We start from the raw sequence: 12966 nt of genomic DNA, 5'->3' as shown, positions 1-12966 counted from the left end.
AAGTCCCAAATCATATTTCGGCGCGGCGGGTCTCGGTGTCCGGGGTGGTCGAGCACAGAGATACGAGACGCCCCCGCGTAACCCACCACCGCCACCCGGTCAACCCATGGGCCGCCGCAGACCGTCGCGATCACACTGGAGTGCGTGAGAGTCCGCGCCCCGCACCTCCCGCACGGGCGGCACTTCGCCGTCACGTGGTCGATCCCCGACGACTTCGGCGGCATGACGGAGGCGATTCTGCGGCGGTCGCGGGCGTTCAGCGAGGTGGTGGGCACTCCCGTCGACGTGCTCACCTTCGATTCGCGCCCTGACCACCCCGCGCTCGCAGAGCGCCTCCGGCGGGCCGGCTCACTGGGTGAGGGCATCCGGATCCTGAACCTCTACGACTGGCTGCGCGACCACGAACTGCCCCAGCCCGGCGCCCCGACGCCGCCGATCACCGCCGACGCGCCGATTCCCGAGGGTGCGCCCAGCACCACGCGGACGCGGGACGGTCGTGTCGTCTCGCGGGTGGTCCGCGATGCGGGCGGAGGGATGCTGCAGACCGACCACTTCCGTACCGACGGAACCCTGCTGCTGACCGACCGCCGCGACGTGCGGCGCCGAGGTGCGCTGGGCGGGCGGCGTCTCGTGCTGCACGACCGGGAGGGGCGGCCGGTGCGGGGCTGGACCAAGGCCTGGGCGCTCTACGCGGAATGGCTGGATGCGCTGACCGGCGGCATCCCGAGCTTCATGATCGTCGACAGCAAGACCATCGCGCCGTTCATGCAGACGTATCGCCGCCCGCATGTCGTGACCGTGCATCTGATCCACGGCTCGCACCGCGATGCTGCCGGCGCGGTCACGTCGTCGCGCCGGGCCGCTCTCACGTCGGCGCACCACTTCGACGCGGTCGCCGTGCTGAGCCGGGCGCAGGCGCGGGATCTCCGTCGCGATGTCGACGGGCTGCCGCCTGTCGCGGTGGTCGCGAACCCCCGGGCGCCGCACGCGGGCGATGCGCCGATCGGGCCACGCGACCCGACGAGTGGCATCGTGGTGGCGTCGCTGACCAAACGCAAGCGCGTGTCGCACGCGATCGACGCCGTCGTGCGGGCCGGCGAAGGGCGCTCCACGCCGCTCACCCTCGACGTCTTCGGCGATGGCGAGAGCCGGGGGCCGCTCGAGCGGCGCGCCGCCGGCCGCCCGGAAATCCGGTTCCACGGCCACGACCCGCGCGCCCGCGACCTACTGGCCACCGCGTCGTTCGCCATGCTCACTTCGCACTCCGAAGGCTTCCCGCTCGCGCTCGTCGAAGCCATGGCGGCCGGCTGCATCCCCATCGCGTACGACGTCGACTACGGCCCGGGCGACATCATCCACCACGGCCGCAACGGCTTCCTCGTGCCGCCCGGCGACGTCGACGCGCTCGCGCGCACCGTGGCCCGCGTCGCCGATCTGCCCGAGCCGTCGCGGCAGCGCATCCGAGAGCGGGCCGTCCGGTCGACCTCCCGATTCACTGACGAAGCCGTCTGCCGCCAGTGGGCCGACGCCTTCGAGCTGGCGCTGGTGCGCCGGTCGCTGCGCGGGCGCCCCGCAGTCCGAGCGGCGGTGGCCCGCTGGCCACGGGTGCGCGCGGCCGCGCCGCCGGCGGTTCGCATGCTGACGAGGCTCGGACTGCTGTCCCGAGTGCGCAGACGGGCCGGCGCGGCCGCACCATCGGCATGAGGCGGGAGCGGCGGTTGTCAAGATCCCCCGTGTTCGCCGGCCGTCTGGCTACGCTTCCCGCGTGAGCACCACCAAGACCGCAGCCCGTCGGGCGCAGGATTCCACCGCTTTCCGAGTCGTCGCGCGTATCGGCTACGTCGTCCTCGGCATCGTCCACATCGTGATCGGAGTGATCGCCATCTCCATCGCCCTGGGGAGCGGCGGCGAGGCAGACCAGGGCGGTGCCATGGAGCAGATCCGCAGCACGCCGGCCGGCGTCGCGCTGCTGTGGGCCATCGCGGTCGGCCTCGTGGGCCTCGCGGTGTGGCAGATCGCCGAGGCGGCCACGGAGTCCGACCCCGACACCAAGAAGAAGTGGGCGCATCGGATCAAGTTCGCGGGGACCGCTCTCGCCTACCTCGCGATCGCCCTCACCGCGGCCGTGTACGCGCTCGGCGGCAGCTCGGACTCGTCCGAGTCGTCGCAGACGTTCAGCGCGCAGCTGATGTCGACGCCGGGGGGAGTGATCCTGGTGGGACTGGTCGGCGTGATCGTCTTCGCGATCGGGGCGGCGTTCGTCGTGCGCGGTGCCACCCGCGCGTTCACGAAGCACCTGGATCTGCCGAGCGGAGCCGCTCGCAAGGGCATCGTGGGGTTCGGTGTGCTGGGCTACATCGCCAAGGGGATCGCCGTCGCGGTCACCGGGATCCTGTTCGTCGTCGCCGCCTTCACGCACGACCCCGAGAAGGCGGGTGGGATGGATGCCGCCATCCACACGCTCGCCGGACTCCCGTTCGGGCCGCTGATCCTGTGGGTGGTCGGCGGCGGGGTCGTGCTCTACGGGCTCTTCTGCTTCGCGCGCGCCCGGTTCGCGCGCATGTGAAGACGCGTCCGATCGGGGCGCTCAGTGGTGGAAGGTGCCCGCTTCCTCCTCGCTCATCGAGGTGACGATCGGGTGCTTGTCGAAGTGCCCGATCGCCGCGCGATAGTCGCTCATCAGCAGCGACGCCGCGTCGCGGTCGAAGCCCTGGCGCACCAGGATGCGCTGCACCGGCAGGTCTTCGCGGTTCTTAGGCATCGTGTACGCCGGCACCTGCCAGCCGCGTGTGCGCAGCCGGTCGGCGAGGTCGAAGAGATTGAACGGGTGCTCGACCCCGTCCTTGAGCTTCCACGACACCGCGGGGATGCCCACCGAAGCCTCACCGTTGTTGATGATGTCGAAGTGCCCGAGCTTCGCGATCTCCTCGGCGAGGTACATCGCGGTGTCGTGGCACGACATGTGCACCTTGCGGTACCCCTCCCGGCCGAGCCGGACGAAGTTGTAGTACTGCGCCACGATCTGCCCGCCCGGGCGGGAGAAGTTCAGCGCGAACGTGGGCATGTTGCCGCCGAGGTAGTTCACGTTGAAGATGAGGTCCTCGGGCAGGTCCTGGGCGTCGCGCCACACGATCCAGCCGACGCCGAGCGGCGCCAGCCCGAACTTGTGGCCGGAGGTGTTGATCGACTTCACGCGAGGAAGCCGGAAGTCCCACACCAGTTCGGGCACCGTGAACGGTGCCAGAAAGCCACCGCTCGCGCCGTCCACGTGGATCGGGATGTCGAGCCCGGTGTCGGCGTGAAGCTTGTCGAGCGCGTTGCTCACCAGGTGCACGGGCTCGTACTGCCCGGTGAACGTCACCCCGAGGGTCGGGACGACGCCGATCGTGTTCTCGTCGACGCGCTTGATGACCTCGTCGGCGTTCATGATGAAGCGGTCGCCCTCCATGGGGATCTCGCGCAGCTCGACGTCCCAGTAGCGCGCGAACTTGTGCCAGCACACCTGCACCGGTCCGGTGATGAGGTTCGGCCGGTCGGTGGGCTTGCCGGCCTCGCGTCGCCGGGCGCGCCAGTTCCACAGGAGCGCCATCCCGCCGAGCATCGCCGCCTCGCTCGATCCGGTGGTCGACGTGCCGAGGGTGTTCTGCGCCTCGGGCGAGTTCCACAGATCGGCGAGCATGTGAACGCAGCGCGCCTCGATCTCGGCCGTCTGCGGGTATTCGTCCTTGTCGACCATGTTCTTGTCGAGCGTCTCGGCCATGATCTCCCGCACCTCGGGCTCGAGCCACGTCTGGCAGAAGGTGGCGAGGTTCTGGCGCGAGTTGCCGTCGAGCATCAGCTCGTCGATGACGACCTGGTGGGCGTGGCGCGCGAGATGCTCGTTCTGCGGCATCCGGTACTTCGGCAGCGAGACCGACATGTCGGTCGAGGCGAACACCTCGTCGAGCAGGTCGTCTCTGACGTCGTCTTTCCGGTGCAGCATCGTCGTTCCTCCAGTGTCCGTCGCGTATCCCCGGTCCTCGGCGAAGGCGTCGAGGGAAAGGCTTGCGGATGCCGCGGCCAGCGTCAACGGGTCGGCAGGCGGTGCCGTCAAAGGTCACCCGCCCCGGGTGACCACGGCCCTCAGGCGTAGCCGAAGACGGGCGGGAACACGAGGACGACGACGGCCGACCACGCCAGATAGACCGGGACGAAGCCGGTCTGCCAGCGCTCCAGTCGCTCGAACCGCGTGCGGCCCAGGACGAACCGCAGCTGCAGCCACGCGGCGCCGGCGAGATTCGCGAGCAGGATCAGATTGAGCCCGAGCGATGCCAGCTTGTTCGGGCTCGCGCCGTACTCGGCGATGCGGCCCACCATGGCGATCAGCACGAGCAGGTCGACGAGGATCGCCGCGACGACCATCACGAGCTGCAGACGGTCGAACCACGATGCCGGGGTCAGCGGGTCGCGAGCCGAGAGCGCGTACAGCAGCAGCGCGAGCACCACCACCAGCACCACGTCGAACGTGATCAGCATGTCGCGCTGGCCGAACATCACCACCCCGTCGTCGGGCTCGACGAGGCTGCCCTGCAGCAGGCCCGCGACGAAGAACGCCAGGAGGAGCAGCGTGAACAACGGTGTGAACAGCTTGGTCAGCACCGGGGCGATGTTCTCGATGACGCTCTGCTTGGCCTCGACCAGCCACCCGGCGATCACCACCGCGCCCGCGACGCCGCACGGCAGCAGCCAGTTCTCGACGACATCGGCGGCGTCCAGCCCGATCGCGCCGAACACGCCCATCGTCAGACCGACGAGCACGGCGCCGCCGAGCGCGATGAGCACGAAGTAGACGAACCACTCGCCGGTGAAGCGGATGAAATCCATCCTCGCTCGGCTCGAGCGCACGTCGCCGTCCGTGTACGCGATGCCGGTGACGATCCACAGGGCGACGACCGCGTGGATGCTCGCGAGTGCGAGGGTCGCGGCATCCGCTGCGAACGGATACAGGTTGAGCACGAGGGCTGCGAGGACGAACGGCGCGGCGACGATCGCGATGGTCGCCGGCGACGAGCGGCGACGGATCAGGAAGTACGTCGCGAGGAACGGGAGGACCAGCACGGCGATGTTGCGGGCGTAGAACTGCGCGCCGTCCTCGAAGTCGATGCCGAACAGCGCCGGAACCTTGATCGCGACCGCAGCCGCCACGGCGAGGCCGAGCGCGAGCGGCAGGGCGCGCGAGCGCGGAGCCGCATCGGGCTCGGCGATGACGAGCTGCTTCCAGAGCCGCTCGGAGTGCTCGCGTGCGAACTCCCGTGAGAGGTCGTCGAGCGCTCCCATGCGCTTGACGGCGACGAGGAACGCTTCGTCGGGAGCGAGACCGGATGCCTCGAGCCGGCCGATCTCGCCACGCAGGTGGTCCTCGAGCTCGTCGACGTCGCGGCCGGCGATCGCTTCGCGGCGGCTGACGTAGTCGCGCCACGTGGTGATCTGCTGCTCGAGCTGAGGGTCGAGGTCGGCGGTCATGCGGGCGCACCTCCGAGGGTGAACGGGCTGCGGCCGCCGTCGCGATCGGCCCACACCTTCTGCAGTGCGGTGCTCACCACGCTCCACTGGCGCCGTTGCTCGGCGAACACGGCGGCCCCGGTCGGGCTCAGGCGGTAGTGCTTGCGCGGGCGACCGGTGGGCGAGGCGCTCCAGCTGGCCTCGATATGACCGAGCCGCTCGAGGCGGTGCAGGAGGGGATACAGCATCCCGTCGCTCCACTCCAGCTCGCCGTCGGACAGCTCGCTCACGCGCTGCAGGATCGCGTAGCCGTACGACTCGCCCTCGGCGAGGATGCCGAGGACCATCGGTGTCGCCGCCGCGGCGACGAGGTCCTTGCCGATCTTCATACCCGTCTCCCATACCTAGAACAACAAGGTACATAGAAGTACAAGGTAACAGCTGCGCACGGCGCCGGCCAGCGGGCATCCGGCGGGGAGCGCTTCGGTAGCCTGGACCCGGGACGCGGCATCCGTCCCCCGATCGAAGGAGTCGCATGCCGCTCGTGGTCATGGGGGTCTCGGGATCGGGGAAGTCGACCGTCGCCGCCGCCCTCGCGGGCGCCCTCGACGGGATCTACCTCGACGCCGACGACTTCCACCCACCCGCCAACGTCGCCAAGATGGCCGCGGGTGTTCCGCTCGCAGACGAGGATCGGATGCCGTGGCTCGAGGTCGTCGGGGAGACCGTCGTGGCCCAGACCGCACGCGGCCGGCTGGCCGTCGTGGCATGCTCGGCGCTGCGGCGGCGATACCGCGACGCGCTCCGCACTGCTGCCGGCGACCTGTTCTTCGTGCAGCTCGACGGAACGCCCGAGCTCCTCGCCGAGCGCCTCGGAGGGCGCACCGACCACTTCATGCCGCCCGCCCTCCTGCGGTCGCAGCTCGACACGCTGGAGCCGCTCCAATCCGACGAGCGGGGCATGGTCGTCTCGGTCGACCAGCCCGTCGAGCACATCGTCGCGGCCGTGCGCAAGCGCTGGGCGGCGAGCACCGGAGTCTGACATCCTGAAGCGACCCGGCCGCGGTGCCGGACGGCGCGAGGAGGACCCATGCCCGGAAAGTACGACCTCGAGACCACGACCCTCGGTCAGCTGCTCGACGACCCGGAGGCTCGCGGCATCATCGTCGAGCTCGTGCCGGAGCTTCCCGATCATCCGATGATCAGCTTCGCGAAGAACATGCCCGCCGCGGCGGTGCTGCAGATGGCGGGCAATCAGCTGTCCGCCGACACGCTCGAGCAGCTGAAGACCCGCATCTCGGCACTCTGACCGCAGCAGCGCCCATGCCCGGGGGCGCGGTCTTCTCCTACTCCACGGCGAAGGCGAGTTGCGTCTTGCGGCGCTCGCGCATCGCGAGGAACAGCGGGAACGTGAACGCGAACGCCGTCAGCGCGGAACCCGCGACGTAGAGCCACCCGAAACGCATCCCGAGCCGCCGGGCCTCGACGATGACGAAGACGCTGCCGGCCAGCGCCACGACGAGCAGGTCGACGCTGATCGACGAGACGGCCGGCCCGCTCGTGACCAGGTCGCCGAGGAAGTCGCGGAGCTGGACGATGGCGAGCACGTTGAAGAACCACGTGCCCACCAGCCCCACCACGGCCAGGCACAGGTAGACGAGGGCGAGCGGAGTCCAGTGGCGCGTCATGTGCCGATTCTCCCCCTCCGCCGTGGCAGGGTGGCGTGAGCCGTACCGGAGTCAGGAGACACGCCGGCGGCAGCCGCCGGGCGCGTCGCGATCGGCGGCGTGTCTCCTGACCCTGGCCCACGGCGGCCTCACCTCGACGTCTGCGACCCGAACGGAGCCCCCATGACCGAAGCCGGCTGGCTGCCCGACGACTTCGCGCATCCGCTGCGCGCCGAGCTCGCCGACGGCGTCCACCTTCGCCCCATCCGGGCAGAGGACGTCGAGATCGACATGATCGCGGTGATGTCCAACCAGCCGATGCTGTGGGACATGTACGGCGAGGCCTGGGGCTGGCCGCCGGCGACGATGACGCGCGAGGCCGACGAGGAGGACCTCGCCCGGCACGCCGAAGAGATGGAAGGGCACGAGTCTTTCAACTACGCCGTGCTCACCGCCGACGAGGACCGCCTGCTGGGCTGCGTCTACATCGACCCGCTCGACGCCCTCGACGGCGAGATCTCGGCCGAGGTGTCGTGGTGGATGGTCCCCGATGCTCCGGCAGGCATGGCCGAGCGGCTGGATGCGTTCGTGCCGGCATGGCTCGAGCGCGAGTGGCCGTTCGGCCGCGTGACCTACCCGTTCAACCCTGGAGCGCCGCGCGCCTGACCCGTGAGAGCGGCACGTTCGCGACGCCGGCAGCGAGCACGACCAGGGCTGCCGCGACCGGCGCGAGCAGAGCCGCCGACGCGCCGCTGGCCTCGGCCAGCAGGCCGGTGAGAGCGGATGCCGCGGACTGGCCGACGACGACGGCCGAGCCGAGCATCGTCATGACGGTCGCCGAGCGGCCGAGCGGGCTGCGCGCGGCGGCGAGGCTGTACTGGGTGACGAGCGTCGGGCCGATGCCGATGCCGATCACCAGGAGGCACAGGGTCATCGCGCCGACGCTGGTGGCGAACGGCAGCGCGAGGGTGCCGGCCGTGAGGATGCCGGCGAACACGACCCACCGCGCCGGCAGGGTGAACCGCGCGGGGAACAGCGCGACGCCCAGCGCCAGTGCGGCTGAGCCGATGCCCATCGCGCCGTAGACGAGTCCGGCCTGCTCGGGCACGCCGCGCTCGGCCATGAACGCGGTGAGCGAGGTGAGCATCGCGCCGAAGAAGAGGCCCATGCCGAGCGCGCCGAGCACCGTCGTGATGAGCGCCGGGCGGGCGAGTTCCTTGGCCGGCGCCTGGGCCGGCTTGTCGCCGCCGGCCGCGGCGCCGACCGCCGCGGTGGGGTGCAGGGCGAAGGCGCTCACGAAGACCAGCGCCAGCACCGCGGCGCCGATGACGGGCGCGGCCGGGCTCAGAGTCGTGGCGAGGAGACCGACGATCACGGGGCCGAACACGAACACGATCTCGTCGGCGGCGGACTCGTAGGCCATCGTGCCCCCGACGACCGATGCGCGACGGTCCTTCGAGAACGTGCGGCCGATGATGCCGACGAGGCGACTGCGCGAGAGCGGCGCGACCTGGGGCATGGAAGCGCCGATGGCGAACGCGACGGCGAGGAGCGCGGCATCCGGGACCGACGCGAACGCGAGCCACGCGATCGCGAGCAGCAGCAGGCTGTTGGCGGTGCCCGAGAGGAGCAGCACACGGCGCTGCCCGAAGCGGTCGGCCGCCGCGCCGAGGAGCGGACCGACGAGGGCGGTGCCGAGTCCGGTCATCGCCGAGGTCAGGCCGCCGAGCGCGAGAGAGCCACGCGCCGAGACGACGAGCGTCAGGATGCCGACGACCATCATGGCGAACGGCAGCCGCGCGATCAGCGCGATGGGGAAGTAGGCGAAGCCCGCTTCGCGCACGAGCGTCGTGCGCCGCGGTGCGGCCAGGGTGGTGTGCATCGAAATCGTCCTGTTGCGTCCGCCGCGGTTCGCGGCACTCGTGCCGCCTTGGTCCGCGCAGGCCAGGTAGATACACATCCGGGATGGTGCCCCCAGTCTACCGGGGGCACCTGGCCGGAGTCTGGACGCGCCTCAGCCCTGCTGCGGGATCCAGACGCGCATGGTCGACGGGCCGCGCTCGGCCCACTCGTGGTACGGCACGAGCGGCACCTCGGCGGTGGTCGCCGCGCCGTCGTCGGCCGGCCGCTCGCCGTACGGCCACCGGGCGTCGTCCAGCGGCAGCCGCGAGACGGCGATCCACACCCGACCGTCGCGCTCGACCGGCTCGCTGCCGGTCACCATCGCGACGCATGCCACGTCGTCGACGCCCGCGGGGGCGAGGTCCACCGACTCGAGGGCGAGCACCTCGGGACCGCGCTCCACCGCGACGCACCCGCGCACGGCGTCGATGCGGCCGTCGGGCAGCGACACGCGCGGCGCCATCGGCAGGTCGAGCTGCACGACGTCGCCGGCACGGAACGCGTGCCGGATCTCGATCATGCCGGGGTCGACCGTGCGCTGCTGCACGAAGTCGGCCGTCACGATGCGCAGCGTCGCGCCCGACGCCCACGCGGGCACACGCAGGCTGAGGGTCCACGGCTCGCTCGCGTCGGACGTGTGCGTGACGACCACACGGCCATCGGCCGGGTACTGCGTGTCGACGTCGAACGACACCATGCGGCCGTCGTCGAGTGTGGTCGTGACCGTAGCCGGCGCGTACTGCTGCAGCTGGATGCCGTCGGAGTCGGCCGTCGCGACGTAGGAGTCGAGGCTGGCCAGCGTGCGAGCCACGTTCGGCGGGCAGCACGACACCTCGAACCAGGGTGCGCGCAACGACGAGGAAGCGCGCGGCGACGTGCCCTCAGGGTCGGCCGGCACTCCCGGGACGCGCTGGTGCAGCGTGTTGGCGTAGTAGAACGCGCGGCCGTCCGGCGCGGGCGAGGTGGCGACGACGTTGAAGAGCGTGCGCTCGATCACGTCGGCGTGGCGCGAGTCCGCCCCCGCCAGCAGCAGACGCCACGAGAACATGATCGACCCGATGCCCGCGCATGTCTCGGAGTAGGCGCGGTCGGGCGGCAGCTCCCAGTCCTCGCCGAAGGCCTCGTCCTGGTGGTGGGAGCCCTGCCCGCCGGTGATGTAGGTGCGCCGGGCGATCGTGCGCTCCCACTGCTTGCGGAGGGCCTTGAGCAGTTCGCCGTCGCCGGTGTCGACGGCCACGTCGACGGCACCCGAGGCGAGGTAGTTCGCGCGCACCGCGTGGCCGCGGAGCACCTTCGCGTCGCGCACGGCGATGTCGTCCTGGAAGTACTTGCGCCCCCACTCGATGTCGCGCAGCGTCCCGCGCCCGTGGCGCTCGACGAAGATGCGCGCCTGCGCCAGGTAGCGGCGATCGCTGGTCACGCGCGACAGCTCGGCGAGACCCACCTCGATCTCGGCGTGGCCGCAGATCGCGTCGCGACCGTCCGGGCCGAAGGTCGCGCACACCAGGTCGGCGGCGCGGCGGGCGATGCCGAGCAGACCGTCGTCGGCCCCCGGCCGCGTCCGCTCACGGGCGACGGCCGCCTGGAACAGGTGCCCGAGGCAGTACAGCTCGTGGCCCCACTCGAGGTCGGACCAGCGGGGGCGCTGCCCGGGCCGTCCGAACATCGTGTTGAGGTATCCGTCTTCCTCCTGCGCCGCGGCGACCCGCGCCACCACCGCGCGGAAGCGCTGGTCGAGCTCGTCTTCGTCGGTGCGGCCGATCTCCCACGCGAGGGCCTCGAGGTACTTGTAGATCTCCGAGTCGGAGAACTCGCGGCCCCGGCGTCCTGCGGGCAGCCCGCCCGACACGGCGAGGTCGAAGTTGGGCAGCCAGCCCTCCGACTCCAGTCGCGCGCCGATGTGCTCGAGCGTGTTGCGGCCGTTGACGGCTTGGCGGTCGCCCCAGAACCCGCCCGTGATGCGGACGTCGCCGAGCCCGAGAGGCCGGAGCCGGCCGCGGCCGGGCACGACGGGCGCCTGCGGCGCCGGGGTGATGGTGTGCATGGTCATCCCTTGAACGCTCCCGACATGAATCCGCGGACGTAGTGCCGCTGCAGGACGAGGAACAGCACGATGCAGGGGAGCGCGAGCACCACGACCCCGGCCTCGGTCGCGCCGTAGTCGATCACGCCCATCACCTGGCCGCGCAGGTTCGCGACGGCGAGCGGCAGCGTCATGCGGTTCGTGTCGTTGATGAGGATCAGCGGCGCGATGAAGTCGTTCCAGGCCGTGAGGAAGGCGAACAGCCCGACCGTGATCAGACCCGGCTTGACCGCCGGCAGCAGCACGCGCCAGAGCGCGGTGAAGCTGTTGCACCCGTCCACGAGGGCCGCTTCGTCCAGCTCCTTGGGGATGGACTCGAACGAGATGCGCATCATGAACATCGAGAACGGCAGCTGGAACATGGTGAGCACGAGCGCGACGCCGAGCAGCGAGTTGTTCAGGCCGATGGCGTTGAGGATCACGTAGAGCGGGATCAGCAGGGTCGCGTACGGCACCATCAGGATCGCCAGCACGAGCAGGAACAGCAGGTTCTTGCCGGGGAACTGGAACCGCGCGAACGCATACCCGCCGAGGAACGAGATGATCAGCGTGAGCAGCACCGTGGTGAGCGAGACGAACAGCGAGTTGCCGAGGTAGACCCAGATGCCGGCCTGGAAGTTCGCCAGCGACACGTAGTTGCCGAAGCCCCACCCGTCGGACTGCGCCGAGCCGGCCTGCGGGCTGAACGACGAGACGGTCGTCCACACCAGCGGGTACAGGAAGATGATCGCGAGCGCCGCGGTGAAGACGGCGTACGGGATGCCCCACACGAGGCGCGTCGTCCGTCGCGACATCCGGGGCGTGCCCTTCAGCTGCGGCGCGACGATGGTGCGGGTCGAGGTCGTGTCGGTGAGGGTCACGTCACTCCTCCTCGGGTCGGTTGAACGCGCGCAGCTGCACGACGTTGATGATGATCAGGGCCAGCAGAACGATGACGGAGAGCGCGGCGGCGATACCGAGGTTGTTCTGGCCCTGGAAGGCGATGTTGTAGATCAGCTGGACGATCGTCATCGTGCTGTTGTCGGGGCCGCCCTTGGTGAGGATGTAGAACTGGTCGAACGCCAGGAGCGAACCCGTCACGCAGAGCACGATCGTCAGTGCGAACGTGGGGCGCAGCAGCGGCACGGTGATGTGCCGGAAGGTCTGCCAGCGCGAGGCGCCGTCGATGCGCGCCGCCTCGAAGACGTCGTCCGGGATGCCCTGGAGCCCGACCAGCATGAGCAGCATGTAGAACCCGGCGTACCGCCACACGATGAGGAACACCGTCGACCACAGGGCACCCTCCGGAGTGCCGAGGAAGGTGAAGCCCCACGTCTGCATGAGATCGGCGAACGGGCCCGCGAACGGGGAGTAGAGCACATAGAAGAGGAGGGATGCCGAGGCGAGACCAAGAGCGCTGGGGATGAGGAACGACGTCCTCAGGAACCCCTTCCAGGCGGTCGACTCCTGAACGAGGAGTGCGAGGCCGAGGCCCAGCCCGATGAGGATGACCGTCGTGATGATCGTGTACTGGAGCGTGAAGCGGATCGAGTCCCAGAAGAGACGGTGGTCCACCGCGTCGGCGTAGTTCTCGGGGAAATTCCAGCCGAGGTTGCCGCGCAGCAGCGGCCAGTCCGATCCCGACATCTGCAGCACGAGCAGGAGGGGGATCAAGAACAGCGCCACGACGAAGAGGGCCGTGGGCGCCGCGTACAGCCAGCCCTGGACAGGGCCGCCCAGCGGGCTCCGTGGCCGCGCGCGGCGGAGAGTACGTGCGGTGGTGGTGAAGGCCACGACATCGCTCCTTTGGGGGAAAGGAGCCGGGGGGGGGGGGGGGGGGGGGGGGGGGGGGGG

13 protein-coding genes are annotated in these 12966 nt (G+C 70.4%); 5 read left to right on the top strand and 8 right to left on the bottom strand.

The genetic code is table 11. From position 1 onward, the window contains the following. Positions 1–144 precede the first annotated feature (144 nt). Complete coding sequence (locus H9622_RS16070; protein WP_191764202.1) at positions 145–1704, top strand: glycosyltransferase; 1560 nt, start codon at positions 145–147, stop codon at positions 1702–1704. 61 nt (positions 1705–1765) lie between these two features. Further along, the gene (locus tag H9622_RS16065; RefSeq protein WP_191764200.1) at positions 1766–2566 is read left to right on the top strand and encodes a DUF1206 domain-containing protein; all 801 of its coding nucleotides are present in this window, start codon (positions 1766–1768) and stop codon (positions 2564–2566) included. A 21-nt stretch (positions 2567–2587) separates the two neighbouring features. Here H9622_RS16065 and H9622_RS03295 read toward each other — a convergent pair whose 3' ends face one another. From H9622_RS03295 to H9622_RS03285, 3 genes are all read right to left on the bottom strand, one after another. Further along, entirely contained in the window at positions 2588–3982 is a 1395-nt protein-coding gene (locus tag H9622_RS03295; protein WP_191764198.1) for a glutamate decarboxylase, read from the bottom strand. Positions 3983–4122: 140 nt separating this feature from the next. Next, positions 4123–5502 carry a permease prefix domain 1-containing protein gene (locus tag H9622_RS03290; RefSeq protein ID WP_191764196.1) on the bottom strand — a complete coding sequence of 460 codons (1380 nt, stop codon included), beginning with the start codon at positions 5500–5502 and terminating at the stop codon, positions 4123–4125. Beyond that, the gene (locus H9622_RS03285; RefSeq protein ID WP_191764195.1) at positions 5499–5870 is read right to left on the bottom strand and encodes a PadR family transcriptional regulator; all 372 of its coding nucleotides are present in this window, start codon (positions 5868–5870) and stop codon (positions 5499–5501) included. The genes H9622_RS03290 and H9622_RS03285 overlap by 4 nt, the downstream gene beginning before the upstream one ends. A gap of 146 nt (positions 5871–6016) precedes the next feature. On the opposite strand from H9622_RS03285, the gene H9622_RS03280 reads away from it, so the two are divergent. Together H9622_RS03280 and H9622_RS03275 are read left to right on the top strand one after the other, a co-directional pair. Further along, positions 6017–6523, top strand: a complete 507-nt coding sequence (locus H9622_RS03280) for a gluconokinase (protein WP_191764193.1) — start codon at positions 6017–6019, stop codon at positions 6521–6523. A 48-nt stretch (positions 6524–6571) separates the two neighbouring features. Then, on the top strand, positions 6572–6790 hold the full coding sequence (locus H9622_RS03275; protein WP_191764191.1) for a hypothetical protein: 219 nt from the start codon (positions 6572–6574) through the stop codon (positions 6788–6790). A 37-nt stretch (positions 6791–6827) separates the two neighbouring features. On the opposite strand, the gene H9622_RS03270 is transcribed toward H9622_RS03275, so the two are convergent. Continuing rightward, complete coding sequence (locus H9622_RS03270; RefSeq protein ID WP_191764190.1) at positions 6828–7169, bottom strand: DUF2834 domain-containing protein; 342 nt, start codon at positions 7167–7169, stop codon at positions 6828–6830. A gap of 162 nt (positions 7170–7331) precedes the next feature. On the opposite strand from H9622_RS03270, the gene H9622_RS03265 reads away from it, so the two are divergent. Then, positions 7332–7814, top strand: coding sequence for a GNAT family N-acetyltransferase (locus tag H9622_RS03265; RefSeq protein WP_191764188.1), 483 nt, complete (start codon positions 7332–7334; stop codon positions 7812–7814). Here the strand turns inward: H9622_RS03265 and H9622_RS03260 are convergent. The 4 genes from H9622_RS03260 to H9622_RS03245 all read right to left on the bottom strand — a co-directional run bounded on the left by H9622_RS03260 (position 7789) and on the right by H9622_RS03245 (position 12906). After that, the gene (locus H9622_RS03260; protein WP_191764186.1) at positions 7789–9030 is read right to left on the bottom strand and encodes an MFS transporter; all 1242 of its coding nucleotides are present in this window, start codon (positions 9028–9030) and stop codon (positions 7789–7791) included. The genes H9622_RS03265 and H9622_RS03260 overlap by 26 nt on opposite strands. Positions 9031–9162: 132 nt before the next feature. Beyond that, positions 9163–11100 carry a glycoside hydrolase family 127 protein gene (locus H9622_RS03255; protein WP_191764184.1) on the bottom strand — a complete coding sequence of 646 codons (1938 nt, stop codon included), beginning with the start codon at positions 11098–11100 and terminating at the stop codon, positions 9163–9165. Then, positions 11097–11927 (bottom strand): carbohydrate ABC transporter permease, encoded by an 831-nt coding sequence (locus tag H9622_RS03250; RefSeq protein ID WP_191765583.1) that lies wholly within the window; start codon positions 11925–11927, stop codon positions 11097–11099. Before H9622_RS03250 ends, H9622_RS03255 begins: the two co-directional genes overlap by 4 nt. A 67-nt stretch (positions 11928–11994) precedes the next feature. After that, positions 11995–12906 carry a carbohydrate ABC transporter permease gene (locus H9622_RS03245; protein WP_191764182.1) on the bottom strand — a complete coding sequence of 304 codons (912 nt, stop codon included), beginning with the start codon at positions 12904–12906 and terminating at the stop codon, positions 11995–11997. Positions 12907–12966: the final 60 nt, after the last annotated feature.

The organism is Microbacterium gallinarum, from assembly GCF_014837165.1.
In the GTDB taxonomy this organism is placed as follows: Bacteria; Actinomycetota; Actinomycetes; order Actinomycetales; family Microbacteriaceae; genus Microbacterium; species Microbacterium gallinarum.
The sequence above is the reverse complement of the archived record's forward strand: the minus strand, read 5'-3'. Positions and strand labels throughout refer to the sequence as shown.